This window comes from Marvinbryantia sp., assembly GCF_047017445.1.
GTDB lineage: Bacteria > Bacillota > Clostridia > Lachnospirales > Lachnospiraceae > Marvinbryantia.
Window position 1 is genome coordinate 174,908 of sequence record NZ_JBKXTT010000006.1, and the last position, 19,197, is coordinate 194,104.

15 protein-coding genes and 1 pseudogene are annotated in these 19,197 nt (G+C 44.6%); 3 read left to right on the forward strand and 13 right to left on the reverse strand.

The window, feature by feature from the left end:
- Positions 1 to 90: 90 nt before the first annotated feature.
- From ACLU9Q_RS08870 to ACLU9Q_RS08920, 11 genes are all read right to left on the reverse strand, one after another.
- Entirely contained in the window at positions 91 to 1,473 is a 1,383-nt protein-coding gene (locus ACLU9Q_RS08870) for a recombinase family protein (RefSeq protein WP_412625041.1), read from the reverse strand.
- 107 nt (positions 1,474 to 1,580) lie between these two features.
- Positions 1,581 to 2,198 carry a hypothetical protein gene (locus tag ACLU9Q_RS08875; RefSeq protein ID WP_412625042.1) on the reverse strand — a complete coding sequence of 206 codons (618 nt, stop codon included), beginning with the start codon at positions 2,196 to 2,198 and terminating at the stop codon, positions 1,581 to 1,583.
- Between the two features lie 83 nt (positions 2,199 to 2,281).
- Positions 2,282 to 2,875 (reverse strand): hypothetical protein, encoded by a 594-nt coding sequence (locus tag ACLU9Q_RS08880; RefSeq protein ID WP_412625044.1) that lies wholly within the window; start codon positions 2,873 to 2,875, stop codon positions 2,282 to 2,284.
- Positions 2,876 to 4,888 (reverse strand): hypothetical protein, encoded by a 2,013-nt coding sequence (locus tag ACLU9Q_RS08885; RefSeq protein ID WP_412625093.1) that lies wholly within the window; start codon positions 4,886 to 4,888, stop codon positions 2,876 to 2,878.
- The gene (locus tag ACLU9Q_RS08890) at positions 4,885 to 7,407 is read right to left on the reverse strand and encodes a tubulin-like doman-containing protein (protein ID WP_412625046.1); all 2,523 of its coding nucleotides are present in this window, start codon (positions 7,405 to 7,407) and stop codon (positions 4,885 to 4,887) included. Before ACLU9Q_RS08890 ends, ACLU9Q_RS08885 begins: the two co-directional genes overlap by 4 nt.
- Before the next feature lie 12 nt (positions 7,408 to 7,419).
- The gene (locus ACLU9Q_RS08895) at positions 7,420 to 10,110 is read right to left on the reverse strand and encodes a vWA domain-containing protein (RefSeq protein WP_412625048.1); all 2,691 of its coding nucleotides are present in this window, start codon (positions 10,108 to 10,110) and stop codon (positions 7,420 to 7,422) included.
- A 4-nt stretch (positions 10,111 to 10,114) separates the two neighbouring features.
- Positions 10,115 to 11,269 carry a hypothetical protein gene (locus ACLU9Q_RS08900; RefSeq protein WP_412625050.1) on the reverse strand — a complete coding sequence of 385 codons (1,155 nt, stop codon included), beginning with the start codon at positions 11,267 to 11,269 and terminating at the stop codon, positions 10,115 to 10,117.
- 973 nt (positions 11,270 to 12,242) lie between these two features.
- Complete coding sequence (locus ACLU9Q_RS08905) at positions 12,243 to 12,503, reverse strand: DUF6618 family protein (RefSeq protein ID WP_178818208.1); 261 nt, start codon at positions 12,501 to 12,503, stop codon at positions 12,243 to 12,245.
- A gap of 1 nt (position 12,504) precedes the next feature.
- On the reverse strand, positions 12,505 to 13,320 hold the full coding sequence (locus ACLU9Q_RS08910; RefSeq protein ID WP_178818210.1) for an AAA family ATPase: 816 nt from the start codon (positions 13,318 to 13,320) through the stop codon (positions 12,505 to 12,507).
- A complete protein-coding gene (locus ACLU9Q_RS08915; RefSeq protein WP_178818212.1) occupies positions 13,313 to 14,728 on the reverse strand; it encodes a DDE-type integrase/transposase/recombinase in 1,416 nt (471 codons plus the stop codon). The genes ACLU9Q_RS08910 and ACLU9Q_RS08915 overlap by 8 nt, the downstream gene beginning before the upstream one ends.
- Positions 14,729 to 14,804: 76 nt before the next feature.
- The gene (locus ACLU9Q_RS08920) at positions 14,805 to 15,302 is read right to left on the reverse strand and encodes a DUF6431 domain-containing protein (protein ID WP_178818214.1); all 498 of its coding nucleotides are present in this window, start codon (positions 15,300 to 15,302) and stop codon (positions 14,805 to 14,807) included.
- Between the two features lie 420 nt (positions 15,303 to 15,722).
- Between ACLU9Q_RS08920 and ACLU9Q_RS08925 the strand changes: the two are divergent.
- The 3 genes and pseudogenes from ACLU9Q_RS08925 to ACLU9Q_RS08935 all read left to right on the forward strand — a co-directional run.
- Positions 15,723 to 16,016 (forward strand): annotated as a pseudogene (locus tag ACLU9Q_RS08925) (DUF6431 domain-containing protein); the annotation flags it as partial.
- A complete protein-coding gene (locus ACLU9Q_RS08930; protein WP_412625094.1) occupies positions 16,017 to 16,226 on the forward strand; it encodes a hypothetical protein in 210 nt (69 codons plus the stop codon).
- Between the two features lie 79 nt (positions 16,227 to 16,305).
- Positions 16,306 to 17,169: a DDE-type integrase/transposase/recombinase gene (locus ACLU9Q_RS08935; RefSeq protein WP_412625052.1), complete on the forward strand. Its 864-nt coding sequence runs from the start codon at positions 16,306 to 16,308 to the stop codon at positions 17,167 to 17,169.
- On the opposite strand, the gene ACLU9Q_RS08940 is transcribed toward ACLU9Q_RS08935, so the two are convergent.
- Entirely contained in the window at positions 17,135 to 17,416 is a 282-nt protein-coding gene (locus ACLU9Q_RS08940; RefSeq protein ID WP_412625053.1) for a hypothetical protein, read from the reverse strand. The two genes, ACLU9Q_RS08935 and ACLU9Q_RS08940, sit on opposite strands and share 35 nt — an antisense overlap.
- Positions 17,417 to 17,887: 471 nt before the next feature.
- Positions 17,888 to 18,913 (reverse strand): LCP family protein, encoded by a 1,026-nt coding sequence (locus ACLU9Q_RS08945; protein ID WP_412625054.1) that lies wholly within the window; start codon positions 18,911 to 18,913, stop codon positions 17,888 to 17,890.
- Positions 18,914 to 19,197: the final 284 nt, after the last annotated feature.

Consider the following 19,197-nt stretch of genomic DNA (forward strand, 5'->3'; position numbering starts at 1 on the left):
GAATGTGCGCGCCTGTGATCATCAACCTTCGTATGCAGCTCCACCTCTGTTCTTGTATCGTCAAACCAGTGTACGGTGTAATGGAGGGCATCATGAACCACAACAGAAAGGACAAACGCACTCACATACCGATCTGTCATCCCATTTAAAAACATAAAAAATCCATCTTCTCCCGGCGGAAGCTCCTGCATCCATGCAATTGCCCGCTCCCTGTGCATATGAGACGCCTCCAGTTCTTCCCAGTAGCCTTCCAATATAAGAAAGCCGCTCTCTCCAGCTCTTTTCCCGCTCTCCGGCAAGTGCCGCCGCCTCGTCATCCTTCTCTTTTTGAGCGTTTTCCATATCGGCCAATGCTTTTCGCACCTGCTGTCTGAGAAACTCCTTGTCCCGCTCTATGAAATCGACACGCTGCATACGCGACAGCCGTTCCAGCATCTGACCGACAAACTTCGTCATCCCGTCTGCAAAATCCAGCTTATGTTCCCCGCAATTTTCATAACTCCCACTTAAAATGTCACCGCTTCCCACATCGTCCGGGATTGCCTGTGCGGTGAGCCGAAAACGCTCCAGAAGGGCTTTCCGAAACATCCGGACGACCTGTTCCTCATATACCTTTTCATTGCCGCAAAGCATTCTTCCATTATTTTTTATTGTGGACGGACAAAACCAGATCGGATGGTATTTTGTATTGCGGACATTGTAAAAGCGCCCGCAGTGCCCGCAAATCAGCCTGCCGGAAAGCGCATGTGGTTTTGCCGCCCTGCCTGACACTCTTGTAATCGCTTCCATTTTTCGTTTTTCTTTCGCCCGTGCAAACAATTCATGACTGATGATCGCCGGATGATGATCGTGTACAATATACTGTACGATTTCTCCTTTATTCTCCCTCACCTTATGCGTCAGATAGTCCTCGGTATAGGTTTTCTGTATCAGTACATCTCCGGTGTAGCACTCGTTTGCCAGAATATCGCCGATCTGCTGCGAAGTCCAGCCCTCCTCGATCTCCCCCTTCAGCTGCCCCTTTGCCGCATGCTCCAGCCGTTTTTTCGTGTAGCAGCTCACCTTGCGCGGAATCTTTTGGAAATTGAGGCTTCTCGCCAGCTCCTTAAACGTCATTCCTTCTACATATTTCTGAAATATCCAGCGAACCACCTCCGCTTCCTTCTCCACCGGCGCCACTGCCCGATAGCGATAACCGCTTTCTGTCGTAAGATATTCCCCGGTAAAGCGATAACCGTAAATATCCTTGTTGCGCACCTCCCCTCTCGGAAATCGTTTCTGATTTCCCCAGTTTATATTAGCGGAAATCGAACGACTCTCTTCCTGCGCGATCGCAGCCAGCGCTGTCAGAAGAAAGCTCCCTGACAGATCGGCGGTATCTATCCCCTCCTTTTCAAAAAAGATCGTTGCCCCCGACTCCCTTCCTCTTTTGTAAATTTTCCTGTCCTCCAGGATACCCGTATATTCGCGCATTTTTATGACAATTTCAAGACATTTTTAGCCCTGTAATGCTTTTGGGCAGGCAAAAAATATCCTCTTCGGTCTCTCCTGTTTGGGAAACCGCAGAGGATATTTTTCTCCTATTCAGAGTCTTCTTCACATAAAACGAGTTCTATTTCCTGAAAAAGCTGTCCAAAAGACGCTAATATCCAGAATTTCATTGCATTTTCTCCGATTCTGCCTGCCTGTCTGTTTTCCAGATCAAATCCAAAAAATACAGCATCATCCCGTACTGCTTCTTCAAACGCCTCCTCTTCTATTTCCGCAAAAAAGTGGGAAACAATCTCCTGCAGCCCTTCTTTCACCGGAAAATTCAATACCATCGCATTTTCCGGCCGCTGGAAGAAATCATTAGTCGCGCAAAGACCTTCGACTCCCTGAAGGACCCAGATAATCTCTGTCTTCTTCCTGACAACAGACGCCAATTTTCTCTGATACAGCTCCGGTATGATCCATGTATCTATTCCCTCCCAGTCTTCATCTACGTTATAACGCAGCGCTGAAAAACATTTGATCGGTATCAGATTAATAATCGCATTACATTCATCCAACAGGGTGCGCTGTTCCTCCAACTGCCGAAATGCCTTTTGAAAGGCTAACTCCATACAATAGCAATTTATTTTTACAATGCCCTGTATCGGATCCTCTATTTCCATTTCATACAGCTCTATGCCGCTGCGGATATCTCTGTATTTCATCGCACACATCCTGTTATCCGCATTCATGTAGTAAACCACTGTCTTAAGATACTTAACTGTATTTTTTCCTGCAATAAGAATGTTCATGAATTCACTTCCAGCTTTCTTGTGCATTCCCGGTCCGCAAAGAAAGTAATTTCTTCTCCCTCTCTCAGATAAATATATGCTGCTTCTCCGGTAATCCCCAGCATATAGAGATTACTGTTTCCTGTTAGTTTATAATATAATGCGTTGATGTTCCTGTTTATTTTCAGGCTCTGCTTTTCCCCGGCATAATATTTCTTCCAGAAGAAAAAGAATCTCCGCTTTCTTTTTTCCCGCATAAGCATAATGTCAAGCTGATCATGCAGTCTGTTTACATATACTATATTTCCAGACCGCTGGTTTCCTATCGTCAGCATATTATCCTGTATCGCCGCCGGAAATAATATATAGCAGGAAGCCTCCGCCGCCTTTGTAATCCTGTGATGCAGTCTCAGTTTCTTATGGTAAAGAATGGGGCGCGTCCCCCTTTTTTTCAGCCCCTGCAGCGTTTCACTGCCATTCCACGGAAAAACTGCACAGAGATCATACCTGCTGCCCAATACAAAATCCCAGTAAATACACTTTTGATCTGCAAAATCATATTTCAGAAGGAGTTCATTCTCTGACAGGTCATCCTGAATTTCCCATATCATCTACCCCTCTTCACCTCCCGGGCTGTAAAAGCTGTGCAGAAACAGTTCCTCTACCCGATCAATATGCTGATAATACATAACGACCGGAAATCTGCAGCATTCTACATCATAGATAATTTTTTCTTCTTCATTGTTTTTCAGTCCATATTGGATAAATGCCCCCTCTCTGCTTCCCATGATGCAGATATAAGGCTGAATATTGCAGATACTGCCGCGCGTATGAAACAGTTTTTCCGATACGATTTCTTTATACAGTTCAGAATAAAACGATTTCTGCTCATTGCTGCCTTCCTCCTGCGAGCCGGCTCTCTCCCCATCGTTTTCCCGAACCATACGCATATCATCCATAAATTGGGCAAGCGCTTCTTCTATTACGCGGCTCGTCTCCTGGCTTTCGCAGATCCGGCGGCTAAGGCTTTTATAGCAGTTTTCTACAAATGCCGGATTGCGCTCCAGCGTTCTGTATAAGCTCTTTCTATATCTCTCCAGTTCCATCTGCTCCGGTTTACAGCTGTCAGAAAATACGATATCATACTGATGCCGCAACATTTTTAGATACTGAAAATAGGTCTGACGTTTTGCGTACATTTTATCTTTCCAGTTGATCAGATAATATTGCATGGTCTTTATGCTTTCTAAAACCATCTCACAGTTTAGCTGCGAAATATAATATCTGCCCCATTCACTCAGCAGGTACATCTGAAAATGATCCCGATATTCTTTTCGGATCTTCCTGGAAGCTTTCATGCTTTTCTGCTGCGTCCAGCCGTAAAATGCTTCCCTCTGGCGCTTCAGAGCTGTCTGTGCATCCGTCACTTTCTCTTTATATTTCTGACGCACCGCACCCACAAAACTGTCTATCTCTTTATCGTCAAAGACATTCTTTGTAAAGCGGCAGATATTTTCATTAAGCCAGCCCTCCAGCTGAGTATTGCAGTAATTTTGTACCGCCGCCTCACATTCCTTTTTGTAAACAGGACTGTTGATGCGCATATACTCCGTATGATTATTGTAAAAACATTTGTACAGTATATCCTCCATCCGCTTCAATCCCATCTGGTCAAAGGATATGTTCTCATGACAGCTCACACCTGGGAGTCCTCTCTGAAGCTCTGCCAGTTCCGCACTGATCCGGCGCTCTATGATCCCTCTGTCGGTGTACTGCATATTCTTTATATCCGTCTTTTCCACCCGAACCTCAGAAATTTTTTCTAACAGGCACATACAGAATATGATTTTTCTGACAGCATGTGAAATCTCCAGTGACACCCGCCCTATTGTGAGAAGCTTGCTGTCTGTTACCGCTGTCCGTTCGAGAAGGTCACTATATATGCTGATTCCCTTCCGCCCCATCCTGTTCCCGCTGCAATTTCCCAGTATAGCGGAATCCACGGCGATCCGGGTGTATATGCTTTTATCTTTCACCAGTCTTTCCGTGTTCATCACTTCTGAAATCAGGAAAATAAACCGGACCCATTCTATTTCTTCCAGGCACGCCACCTGCTCAAAAAATTTGCGTTTCCTGTCCGCCTCAAGCTTTCTGTCGGAAAAGTTCTCCACAATCCAGAAATATATCTCAAAAAATACATGATTAAAATATGCCGTAAAAAAGGAATGATACATTTCCCTGCAGATCACTGCCATTTGCGCGCTGGTCTGCTCCTCCGCAAGGACTATAACATCTATATCTGCATGATTCACATAACAATGTCTTTTTGTCCTGCGGATCACCTTGTCAAGACACTCGAAATATTCGTCTCCGTTCTGCAGCGCGCCGTCGGTATCCGTTTCGAAAATCACAGCCTGCTCATCCTCAATACGTTCTTCCCCTTCTCCAAGAATCTGTATATAGATGATATAATCTGCATCTCCCCAAAAACGGTATACCTGACGATATTTTTCCGCCGCATCCTCCCCGGCAAAGACAAACGCGATCGGATTATCCGGAATGATTCCGCCGTTCATATCCGTTATATCTCTTTCTTGTATCAGCCCGTCTATACGCGCTCTCATGAAGTCCCCTCTGCTCTCTTCACCGCTTCTGCTACCCTGTCGCGATAAGTAAACATATGTATAAACATATCTTTTACCAGCTTCTCATAAGAAGGATCTTCCCCGACATTTTCGATATTTCCTACATATATGGTTATTGCCCCTTCCGGACCTTCCCCATCCAGCAGCACGTCCCCGCGAGTGCATTCTACCCGGAAACAATACATTTTTTTATCCTCTTCATAGGTAATGATCCCATACCCGGCAGCCCTGTCAAATATCTCCCGGTAAATATCATTCAGCTTTTTTTCATCGCTTCTCGCTGACCTGTCCTCCGCTCTCCATTTAGTCTCAAAATATGGTGACGGAAGATATTCCCAGTTCGTATCTTCCGACGCATACAAATGAACTCCGTACTTATTCGTCTGCGCATTGTATTCATTTTCAAACTCCGGAAGCCCCTCATAACTGTACAGCGAGTATCCGGGCACATACAAAACCTTCGAAAACCGCTGGTCAATATCGCTCGGAACAATGCTCACATTTGTGTTTGCCGTTTCCGCCCACCTTTCCGCCAGTCTATCTACGCCCTCGCGGCTCGGAACGACCAGAATTTCATAACTGTTATACGTTTTTACCATCGTAGCGGCAGTTGGCCAGAGCTGGCGCGTTTTATCCAGCCGGTCAAACATTTCCTGCAAATGAATTTCCATCATCTGTCTGCCATTTTCATGATATTCCAGAAGCTGAAAAATGGATCGGCAGCCGCTCTCATTAAAACAGGGATCTAACAGCCGGGCAACATAATCAGAGAGCCATTCAATTTTATCCTCAGCTTTCTGTCCATTCCACTTTTCCGGATGTTCCAGATAATCTCTGATGATCACCCTCTTCGCTGCCGCAATACTTTTCTGATAAGCATCGCTCTCTCTGCGCGTTTCAAACGCTTTTCCGGAAAACAGCTTTTCCTCGTCAAACGTATTTTCCCAGTAAGCCCTGCATCTGTTCCGGATATGTTCCAGCAATTCAACAAGCTTTTTTATGCCCTCGCAGTCTGCCGGATCGTCCTGTCCATATGCCCCGCAAAAGCTTTCCAGATATATCTGTCCCAGATCTTTTTTCAGTTCATTTGCTTTTTTCCCAAGGTAACGCTTGGGATATAACCCCTCGCAATATCTCTGAATTTCCTTTTTAAATTTCTCCGTCCACGTTCCGTCCTGCAGGCAATATTTTATAATTATCGTGTCCTCATCATTCTGTTTCACCACCTCCCTGAATTTCTCAAGCAGGCTTGTCTGCAGAGTCTTTATCTGGTACCCCGCCGCTTCATCGGATACGCGCAGATTTTTTCCGGCTTTGTCGTAAACCTCCTCCACCCATTGCTTCAGATCGTCTTTAAACCTTTGCACCCAGGGTTTTTCATTGCTGTCAATGTCCACCTTTATATCCTGCAGAAATGCGTTTATGGTATCGCTCAGCCAGAGGCTGTAATATTGATCTACCGGTATATACTCTGTCTTCGCTCCAATTGCCGCATATTGCTCAAAAAAACATTCCTTATCCGCATTCTGACTGGCCAGATTACTTTTAAAAGACTCTATTCCAAATGACCGGATTGATTTTTCCTGCAGCTCGGTCAGGACATACTCACCGATTCTCTCGTATACTTCCTCTTCCGTGCTGACCGCTTTGCGCCCCTCTTCCTGCGAACCCACCAAAATACAATTATCAAAAATTGGCACCTGTGTATAGATCTCCCCGATATTCCCCGGATATCCCTGACGAAACCACTCGTTATACCGTCTCAACATCATCAGATATTCCAGTTCCTTTAATGCTGCAAAACCGTTTCTTTTAATATTTCTTTTGGTAATATCACGCAAACCTTTCTTCTGGCAGGATACATCCGGCATAATAATGATGCCGTTCATATCCGCGTTAGGACAGATCTTTCTTATAAGATAACTGATATCAACAAACATCCCGGAGCCTGTGCCCCCGCCGATCCCGGTGAATAAATACACCTGTATACGGATCTTATGCAGGTCGTACCCTACTCTTATTCTGGATATCTTCTTTTCCAGCGCCTGGTAAACCTCAAGAATATTTAAAAACAGTATTAAGCGTCCCGCCTGTCGGATCCCCGCCGCACCATTCATCACCTTAAACGGCGACATCCTTGGATCCAGCCAGTATTTGATTTCCTTCGGGATGATCTCTTTATCTTCCGCACCCTCCCGCAGCAGCATTGCCGTGTCCGCGCTCTGAATAATGATCGTATCCTTTCTGGAAATATTAGCATCTTTCCCTATATCATCCGTATCAATTGCCAGATACTCCAGATTCGCACTATTTTCCTTCGGATATATAGACTCCGCCTTTTCTTTAAACGAAAGCATCGCTTTAATGCCGCTTCCTCCAAGTCCAACCAGAAGAACAGGGATATCCTTCATTTTTACATCCTTATTATGGGCCTGCACGTATCTGATCCCATTATGTACGTCCTTCCATTCCGCCTCTGTGTACTTTTTTATATCCATATCCCTCTCCCTTTATCTCAAATAAATATTCATAAACTGATCTGCCATTCCTGTCTGCCCCTGATATTCATACAATATATTTCCGTCTTCAAACCATACGATTGCAAGTTTTCTCCAGTGCCTGCGAATAACTTTTCTTTTTCCTTCCCGCTGCAAGATCCATCTGGTAAAGCTGCCGCCTCCATAGTGAATGGTAACCGGGATTCTTTGATCTCTGTAAATTTTCCTGGAACCCCAAAAAACAAAAATGACAACGGCTGCTAAAAGCAATACGCCCCATTTTATCTCTCCCGCTATTTTTTCCTCGATAAGCAGCGTTCCGCTTACACCTGTCTTGCCATATTCGTCAACGATCGTATAAGACAGCTCCGCGGTTTGCGGCAGGTGTATCCGTCTTTCCGTTTTTCTGCCGATCCGCACCTGCGTCCCACCTTCCGAATTTACTGCAGAGCTATCCGGCTCAAAATATTCATTCTCTGAGAATTGGACTGTCCAGCTATGAGAATCGGGATCCGTAAACCAGGTTCCCACATCCACCTCTGTCCCGCAGCTTTTATACAGCATACACGGGATAATCAGACGCTCCGGCATATCCGCCGTCTTTTCAGGCGCATGATTTACAATTTGAATCTCTCCGCTTACCTGCTCCATGCTCCCCGCCTGTGCCGTCACATAATAGTTTCCTTCTTTCTCCGGCCGGAAGCTCACGCCGGCGCGCCCCTCTTCAAAGGAAACCGTTTTCTGCTGGCATATCTCCTGGTTTTCATCGGTTACCGTTATTTCGCACTGATCTGCCTCTGAAATTTCCTGCGGATGCTTCACGACAATTTCAATCTCATTTCCCAGCGCGCCCTCTTCCGGTACTTCCAGCTGCAGTGGAACATACGCAACCGATATTTCCGTACTGAGGCTCTGTCCGCTGCGCTCATTATAAAACTCTACGGTATAGTTGCCTTCCTCTGTAAATTTTTTATCAAAGTAAAATCCACCCCGCTGCGTATCAGCGGCTGCCCGGCCCGCTTCTTCTCCATTGATCCTTACTATCCAGCTGTCCTCCAGAAACTGCTCGCAATCCTCCGCACGAACCGCCAGCGTTTTTTCGGCAGCAATCGAATATGGTTTCAGCACAAACGGAACGTTCTCATAACAGATGCTTTTTTCCGGCACCTCTTTTAGAGCGTACTCCACCTCCGGCACCTCTACATAAATGGTTTCGCCCCAATCCCAGCAATCCGTTATTCCGACACTTTCTTCGGAAGTCAGATCGCTGTACTCCCATTTCACGGTAAGATAATAGGCTCCCGTTCTGTTCAGCGGATATTCTGCCGTAAAGGAACTGCCCTCCACATCTGTAATCGCAAGCTCTCTGTCGCTGCCCGCCTCCGTAACGGATAATTTTACATGTTTCATACAGTCATCCGATACTGCTTCTCCATTTGGACCGGTGAGCTTTCCCTTTATCTGCAGCGTATCTCCCAGCACATGCTCTGTTGAAACCTCCTCGCATTGCAGCTTTAGCTCCCCGTAGGAGGTGAATTTCAGCGTCACGGTTCCCTTGATTTCTTCTGCGCTGGATAAGGTATATTCTCCCGACTGCGGGTCTGTAATTTTCAAATTGACGGATGTATCCGTATATTCCATCAGAAATCCTACTTCTGAATCACCCGTTTTAATCCTTACGCCGTCATCTTGTGTCAGTTTCGTAATCTTTTGCAGAATCTCCTCCTGTGAAGCTCCATCCGGAACGATCGCAATATTTACTTCTCCGACAATCTCCGGAATCGTAACGTCAACCCCGTCTGCCAAATCCTCCGTTTTTATTTCCTTTGTCTTCGCATGAAACAATGCCCCAAAAAACGCTTCATATTGCTCATCAATCAGCTCCATCGCGCTTCTTCCCGGATCGTCCAGCCTTATTTTTTCCGTCTTGGAGCGATAGGTCTGCGTCGGAGGATTCCGGCTCTCCAGAATATTGCTGAATTCCTCCACCCCGTTTACCACTTTCATCAGATACTTCTGCATTTCTTCACCATTAACCGGCGTTTCACTGTAGTTAATGACCGTCTTTTCTCCTTCTTCCGAAAAAACTGCAACGCTTTTCGGCACGGACTCTATCTCCGGTATGATCCCCATAAAACAGCAATCCTCCGGAAATTGTTCCGCCAGTTTTATCATTTCTTCATACGCACTGCAGATATTCGTAAGATTGGAATTCTGCCCATCTCCGGCAACATCAAGGAATCCGTCTGTAATAAACAAAACCGTCTGTCTGCATTCAGAAACTCCCTCCCGCATTTGCTGCAAGACGTCCATGCCATGCGCAAGCGCTTTTCGAATATCTGTATAGCCGCCCTCATATTCGATCTCCCCCAGCGCATTCTTAATCATCTGGTTTCCCTTACTGCCATCCGGAAGGTAATACCAGGGATTCCCATCCTCCACCAGACAATCCCGCGTTTCTGTATCAAACAGCATCACTGACAGTTTGGCCGGATATGACGCCAGAGGCATTTTATTAATAAAACGCATGATCATATCTCCGGTCTGCCTTTGGCTGTCTATGTTTTTCATCGAGCCGCTTGTATCCAGCATAATCACAAAGTGATTTTCTACGCTTTCTTCCTGTGCCATAACCGGGATCCCCGTCAACGACATTATCGCCGTAAAAATAAGTCCCATTATAGCTGCCCATATTTTCTTCATCCTTCTACTCCTCCACTTCCTCAAAATCCAGTTCAATTACCAGCAAGGACTGTTCTGCATTCTTCTGTTCTTCCCAATTAAAAGATTCCTCCCCATCATCTCTTTTTTGGATGAAAAAATCTCTTTTTTGGATGAAAAAATCTCTTGACTTTTCACCGCCTATCTGTGCCTGGATCGTAATCTGCGGCCCATATCTGATATAGAGCGGATTCTTAAGGATATCTTTAAACTCGATGCATTCCTCATCCCCAATAACTTTGTTGTCAATTTGCTCTATCCTGCCGTTTATCTGGACCTTTTCTGCATCACATCCCAAATATTGCGCGAGCTCTCCCAGCAGAGTTCCTCCCAGCTGACACATTGCTGCGACTTCCTCTCCCTCCGTCACACTATCCAATGGTTCCTCTGAAAAATCTTTTTTATCTATATACCATCGCACATCCTCATACTGTACTACCGGAATCATGTCTTTCACTGTTTCCGTATCCGGCTCTGGGTCTATCACGACCGGATTATCTTTTGCTCTCCGACTTACTGTTATATCGATTTTTGTATAGTATTTTTCATTATAAAAAATACGGCTTATTGCATATACCGGAAAATCTCTGATTGCACTCCACCCTTCTTCCTCAACAGGCTCCACGCACTCAATCTTATACATTTCCTCCTCATCAACTTCCGCTTTCGCCAGCTTTCCGTTATTTTTTATATGAAAAGTAAGGCGAACCGATCTGGACATCAGTTCTATAATTTCTGAACCCTGCAGCGACGCATCTTCTTCATCCTCTTTCTTCTTATTATCAAATACGCCTTTCATCAATACTCTTTGCTGACTGTTAATCTCATCAAAGGTCACTATTCCTGCAAAAAAAGAGAATGCTCCCGCCACCCCCATGAAAAGATATAGAAGCCATGTTGCCAGATTGTCCAGATAAGGTCCGAACAATATCGCTGCCAGATCAAAAATTCCTATTCCAAGACCTCCCATAAAAGAATATAGCCAGATACAAATCTGCAGTAATTCCCTGACTCCTGCAAGATTCTTAAATTCATCTGATATTGGATGCCTGCAAAAGAGATGCCCAAAAACAAACAAACCAACGCATAGTACTATCAGGATAACCCGTTTTAAACGAATAAGTCTTGTATCCGCCTCCATAATTCCATCTCCCACACTTCTTCTCTACCCTCATACTGCCGTAATTTCTATATATAATACGCCAAAAATCGACAACATGCATACCAAATACGGTACCTTTTTCCGCAAAACTTCTCACATTAAAATGCGATAATACATACCTCGACTTATCAGAGAAAACCGGCATATTCCCTGGCTGGCATTTCCATAATCTGAGTCCGCTCCATCTAAGAACACTATGATTCGATCCCAACATTCTCCTTTCATAAAAAAAAGCAGCAAACCTTGTAGATTTACCGCTCATGTGATAAGCACTTAATTTACCTGGAATAGACAGGGCCCATTTTCAACCGGAGAATACCATATACCAGACAAAATCGTAAACTGCATGTGAAATAATATCTTTATCACCAAAAACAACAAAAAGACTCGCAGGAAAGGTTATCCACATTTACCTTTTTGCGAGTCTCAATAAAATTAACCGTCACCGAAGCATTTCGCACGACTTCGGACATATCGGTGAAAAGATGAAGTCACAATACTGTTCTCCAAATGCAGTTAAGGAAGAACCTGTTATCAGCTTAAATCTTATAAGTTCACTTGTGAAAGTTAATATATAGTCCTTATATGGCGGCAGTAAATCCATTAATTCTTTCACAAGTGATTTTTCTCTGTTTTTCCTCATTTTCGGAATTTCTAAGTAAAGCAAATATAAATAATTCAACGCATCTGAGGAAAGATTTCTCGTTATCAGAAAGAAAAATTCATTTCTACTCTGATCCCATGATGTATCGACTGTATTAATTAATATATTTTCATAGACAACCCGCTTATCTTCAATATGGGTACTGATAATTTCATCAAGTATTTTGACAAATTGTTAGTGATTTCATGAGCTGTCACTGATATGATTTTATCACTTGTCAGCAGGTTGCTCAGTTTTCTGTCTCTGTTTTTGTTAGCAGACTGGGGAGTTGCCCTCCCCAGAGCATTATCAGATAAACTGTGATAGTTCTTTTAAAGCACATGCGATCATACCAGCTTCATTAGCCTCCATTCCGGCTGCTTCCAGACTTTCCTTATTCCAGAATCGGTCTGAAGGATGTGCCAGTTCCACACCTATCCGGTGGTTTGGAATACATAAAAACCATCCGTTTATCTGTCTGCCAAAGATTAAGTGATAACTGTTGCCATTCAGATCGAGTTTAGCCTCATAAGGCTGAATATGAAGCTGGATTGGATGAATCTCTGCCATACTATTCTCTAACCTCCAGCATTTCATGTTCTGTAACATAACGAATCATGTAATCATCAATCAGGCGTTTGTTTTGTTGAAACGCATACATCAATGCTTTCTCACAGATACGGTTGATCAGCCTTGGAATGCCCATAGATGAATGATAGATTTCATCAAGAGCTTTCTCTGTAAACAACTCCTGCTGACATCCGGAATAGTCCAGATGACTGCGGATGTATTTTTCACATTCCGCACGGTCCAGATGAGAAAGTACACAGTACATGTCAATACGCTGGCGGATTGCAGCGTAACGCTGAAGTTTCAGTTTTGTTGTCCACAGTTCGGTCTGTCCGACTAATACAACGGCCATTGGACTCATAGAGTCAAAGCGGTAATTCAGGAGAAAACGGAACTCTTCCAGAGTCTCTTTTTCCAATAAATGTGCTTCATCCAGAATGCAGACTACTTTTTTGTGCTGTACTCCGCGGATGATCTCGATCTGTTGCTGCAACTGGCGTTTGGAATCTCCCCTGTAAAACCTGGATTCCAGTCCCAGCTGGTCCAGGAGTCCTTTATAGAACCATCTTGGAGTCAGTTTTGAATCGGAAAGATAAAGGACAATGTATTCCGATTTTGGAAGTTCTTCATAAAAGCGGCGGATCAATGTAGATTTGCCACAGCCGGGATCTGCAGTGACTACTGCAAACTTCTGGCGGTCTGCCACATAAGCAAGACGTCCAAGAGTCTCTCGAAAAGAATCCGATTCATACAGTTTATCTGCAGGGACATCCCTTACAAAGGGGGTATGTTCCATGCCAAAGAACGTTTCATACATTGCCATCTGCCTCCTTTCTGTAAGATGCGAAAGAAATGGCATTGGCTACCTGTTCACGGTTCTTTTCATGCTGTATTTCAAGAGCATCTAAAAAGCGTGAGGTACTTGGCTTCTGTCCCTGCATGGAAACCGGGAGCGCAGGATTTTTATCACAGTAAGATCCAATCTTAAGTGGTCTGGCTGTGAAGGGCTCATAACCGGGATAAGTGACAGTCAGTACTTCCGGAGCCGCAGGATCGTAAGCGATCCCTACTTTGTATCCGATCAGTTCAGGCTTAGTTTCATAACGCTGTCCCCGGAAACTGATGCAGGCTCCTTTGTCAACTTTACGTTCTTCATGATGAAGAAATGCCTCAGAAACAACAGATGCATTGATGAAGTTAAGGGGACGTGTATCGCGGTTCCATTCCTGAAGCGGCGTAATTCCGTTTTCAGGTACTGCAGCGCCAAGGCTTTCATAGTATTCAGAAATCCCCTCGTGCGGCTTTTTGTGATAATACTCTTCAAGGAAGACGGACCATAAATGGTTCAGTTCTTCCAGGGATCTTATATTTTTCAGTTTGGCTTCCCGATTGAAGGTATCCACTACCTGATGGAACTTTTCAATCTTTCCCTTACTTTTTCCACTCCGGATGCGTGCGAATTTTACACGGATCCCAAGTCTGGCAAGGGAGCAGCTTAACTGTCTGGCAACATACTGACTGCCATGATCGAAATAGCAGGCATCGAATGATCCGTAGCGTATAATAGCCTGATGGAAGGTATCTTCCACAATCATTTCTTCCTGATTATCATAAAAACGGGAAGACAGGATATATCTGGAATGATCATCGATCGCTGAAGATAAATAAGTCTGGACTTTTGCTCCATTTTTACCGATAGGCAGTTTGGGGCCATATTTGATGTCCCCCTGGATCAGCATCATGCGGTGTGGCTTACAGAACCGTTTGGATGAGCTTTCACGTGCATCCCGGTACATCTTCATATGTTCCCTGCCAAAACCACGCTTATAAAGATGCCGTTCCAGAGTCGGACGTTTTAAAACTCCGGGAGCCACATGGCCTTCCAGCTCAAGGATCAGAATGATTTGTGCGATGGAACGTTCCGGTACTTCCTTTCTGAGCTGGATAGCCTGTTCTACAAGAAATTCAAAGTTTTCGGGCAGTCTCTGTGAGCGGTGTTTCTTCCTGGTTGCCGGTTTTAATCCGGAAAACTGTCCTTCTCTGTATGCTTTTTCATAGCGGTATAGAGAACGAACCGTGATCTCATTTTCCTCGGCGATTTTTTTGCGGAGATGGAGCTTTTTGGCATTATCCAGATCCTCGCGCAGAAGCGGGGAAATGAGCTGGAAACGATGGAGAGCTTCCTGCTCTTCCCATTGTCTTACTATCTGTTGGTTTGTATTCATAATTCGTGACCTCCTTCTGAGATCACTATATAGGAAAAACCTGTGACAGACGAACGAAAGTAGGTGCATGCGTTTATCAGTAAAAAGCCGGCAGAAAGCCACCGCTGTTGTAAATAATACGGATGGTCTTTTCCAGCCAGTTGAGATATTTTTTTCTGACCGCTTCGAGCAGTGACTGGTCAGAGAAAAGAAGATCCTTGCCAAGTCCGAGAACACTGTATCCTGCATTTCTAAGATATCCTTCCATGTTTGAAAGATTGAGTTGAAACCACCGCAGCCAGTACAACATGGTACTGATTGAAGGATAGTCTTCAGAATCCTGATCATGAGGCGTTACGATCCCATCGATCACACCACTGATGACCTCTGCTTCATAGTGCTTATATGGAAGCAATACATCTGGAAGTTCATTATGATAGCTCTCACATGTAGTACATTTGAATCTCCGGATACTCAGAAAATCCCGATTACCGCCTTCATGCTTTCTAATACGAAGTCTGGAATCCCGGTATCTGAGCTGTCCACCACAGCAAGGACATCCTGGTACATTTTCACTGCTCTTAACAAAAAACACCGTTTGCCTCATTGCGAACAAGCGTATACTCTGCTATAATGAACATGGTTTTTACCAGATCTCAGAGTACGCGACTGTCCAGGAAGGTGCTCTGAGATTTTTTCTTTCTGTAGGATAATGACAGTATACAGAGCAACCTAACGAAAGGCAACAAGATCTATAAAATGTTATTTTAAAGGAGCATCAACAATTAAGGACATGGGCTTATTTATAATTATGTGACAGTTATAAGGATTCCTTAACTGTTTATGCTAATCTCATATGACTAAGAATTGATTTACTTGATTGTCTCTGGATAGACCATTATACTGACATCAGTATAATGAAAGGAATCCCAGAGCACCCTCCTTGCAAGACGTGTACTCTGGGACTATGGTTTTACAACCATGATTATTGTATCAGATTACACCGTCACTTACAATGAGGAAGAAAATATTTTTTGTTGAAAGCAGTGCCATATCCTATTGTCCTATTTGTGGGGAACCATTAGCTTACCGTGATTCCTGTCAACGGATTATGCTACTGGAAGGACGGGAACGTCGTATTTATATCATACGTCGGCTCAAATGCCATCAGTGCGGAAGGATTCATCGGGAGCTCCCGGATTGTCTGGCCCCATTTAAACACTATGCCACGGAAGTTATATCAGGGGTGCTTGATGGGATCGTTACCCCAGAGGATGACGATTCGGCAGATTATCCTTGTGAGGTTACAATGTATAGGTGGCATCACTGGCTGATGGTAAACCATCAAAGGATAGACGGTTATCTGAAATCGGTAGGATATCGTCTGTTGGGATTCGGTGAGGAACTCCTGAGTACCAGCATGTCACTGCTTGACAAACTACGCAGTTCCAACGAAGAATGGCTGGAGACCATTCTCCGCTTTATTTACAATTCGGGTGGCTTTCTTGTATCCTCTTAAGTCTGTTGTCCATGCACCGACTTTGTTTTGTTGTCACACATCAAGTATGGTACGCTCCTCCAAAAGGAGGATAAAGATCATGCAGACAACAGAAAACAAACAATGGCAGGATGAGCAGGCCCTTAACCGGTATCAGCTGATCGCTCCCCTGCTGGATGAAACACTGGATAATGCAAAACGCATCCAGATGAGAGAAGACATTGCCGGGAAGAACGGTATATCCCCTCGCAGTCTGTACCGCTATGAAGCAGCGTACAGGAACGGCGGTTTCGCCGGATTAAAACCGATGAACCGGGAACAGCGGCGGTCTCAGAAACTGCCTGAGAACTTTGATGAGATTCTTGAGCAGGCGATCCAACTGAAAAAGGAAGTCCCAAAACGTTCCGTGAAGCAGATCATTTACATACTGGAACTGGAAGGATGGGCAGTCCCGGGGATACTAAAGCGCTCCACCATGGAACGTTATCTTTATAAGGCAGGTTTTGGTGTCCGCCAGATGCAGATGTACAATGACGCAAGGAAGAGTTCTTCCAAACGTTTCTGTAAACCGCACCGGATGATGCTGCTTCAGGGAGATATCAAATACGGCTTAAAACTCCCGATCGGAAAGAATGGTGCAATGGTGCAGACGTACCTGTCATCAGCAATCGATGATCATTCCCGGTATGTCCTGCAGTCCAGTTTTTATGATAATCAGGAAGAAGCAATTGTTGAGGATACTTTCCGGAAAGTCATACTCAAGCACGGGAAATTCGATGCCTGTTACTTTGACCACGGTTCACAGTATGTGGCAAAACAGCTGAAGTTCTCTCTTTCCAGACTTGGTATCACCATCCGTACAGCGCCTGTCAGGAGTGGGAAGTCCAAAGGCAAGGTGGAGAAATTCCACCAGGTCGTAGATTCGTTCCTCAGGGAAGCAAAAGTACATCATTCATTGTATTAAAACATAAGATAATACACGACTTTCCTTCCTTCTCCTGATTCAGCGTTTTCTGCCATTCACTGTCCCGCTCCTGCAGTTCCTTTCGCTGTGCATTGATCGGCTGCAGTCCATCCGAAAGCATCTGCATCTTTTCCTGACGCTGCGTAGACAATTTCTGCTCATGTTGAAAAAACATACAGGTCAGTCCAATTCCGGCTGCAGACAGCAGAACCAACAGAGCAGTAATAAACCTGTTCATCTTTCTCATAATTCTTTTAACCTCATGCATTCATATTTTCTCAAGTTGATATATCATATTATTAAATATATTACGAATTAAATTATAGCTGTTTTAGATTTTTATGTCAATCGAAAATGCATGTTATATTTTCTTTTCCCTATTTTTTGTGATATTTATACACTTTTTTGTGAAAAATCATATTCATGATTTACGACCATATAGAATTGATTATCCAGTGTTTTCCTAAAGCTTGAGATTTCCCCTAAAAATGCCTTCAAAAATATCCTTTTGCTTTCTGATTTTGAATATTGTGATGCCCTGGGCAAAGAGTCATATGGCAGTCATACCATAATAAGAAATCACATACAACGCAGCTTTATCTTTTGTACGAATTACTTCTATTCTCGCTGCGTTGAATGTGATTTATTAATTATTCTAACATACTCTTCCGGATTTTTCTACCCCAAATTCAATATTTTTTGCAGAATTCCTTTTATTTCAATAAATTCCCATCTCCGCGGAAATGTTGCCGCTGATTTCATGCACGGTTGCGGATGGCGTGTATCCGGTGGAGCCATACAAAAATTCATGGAGCTGCGCAACATTTGCCGCCAGATTGACCGGAATGACACAGTCGCCCGCCGAAATATCCATCGTCGTCTTGTCAAACGGGAAGCCTGTTGTCTCTGAAATATTAAGTTTTCCTGCCCCGGAAGCTATTTTTACAAGCTCTGCAACGGAAAGGCTGGTAGAAATCTTTGGAAGCAGTGTGTCGATCGCCTTATTCAGCGTGAAGATGCCACTGCTCTTAACCTTTTCCAGAACCTGCTCCAGAACCGTTCTCTGGCGCTCTGTGCGCTCGTAATCCAGCCCGATGTAACGGATACGGCTGTAAGCAAGCGCCTGCATACCGTTCAGATGCTGAAGCCCCGGTCCCGGCACATCCTCGCATTCACGTCCAAGCACTTCGCGGCCCTCCACCAGATAGCCATTCAGAAGCTGCACCTCTCCCTCTGTCAGATTGATGTCCACGCCGCCGAACAGGTCAACCAGCTCTACAACAGCCTCAAAATTAACCGTCACATAATCCGAAATATTCAGATCCAGATTTTTGTTGAGCATACTGACTGCCGTCTCTGCGCCGCCGACCGCGTAAGCTGAATTGCACTTATTGTAACCGTTGTCAATCGTGTCCAGATAGGTATCGCGGTACACGGAAACAAGCTTCACCTCGTATGTTTTCTGGTTGATGCTGCAGATCATAATGGTATCGCTGTTTGTACCGGATTCCAGCGCTCCCTCTCTGGAGTCCACACCAAAAAATGCAATATCCTTGTAACCACTCATCTCACTCAGCTCATCCGAAGAAATGCTGTCATTCTTTACCACATTCTCCATATCCAGGCTTCCGCGCCCAAGCTTCATAAATTTTGACGCTGCAAAAAGCCCCGCCGCCAGGATCACAAGAATCAGTATCTCGAAAATAAACCTTATCCAATGTATTTTTTTCTTTCTTCTTGCCATCTTCATCTCCCCTTTCCACGGTAGCATAACACAAAACCCGCAAAACCTCAAGAAACACTTGCTTTTTTCACAATATCTTAATATAATGACAACAATGAGCAGTGCGGAGACGATGTACTGAGTGGCCGCGCATGCTTGCATGCAGTCGGACACGCAGGACAGCGGCTCCATAGGGCGAATGCCCTTAGCGAGGAAACTCTCTGTTTCCGAGCAACGCACTGCGGAGCACGCGGAGACGATGTACTGAGTGGCCGCGCATGCTTGCATGCAGTCGGACACGCAGG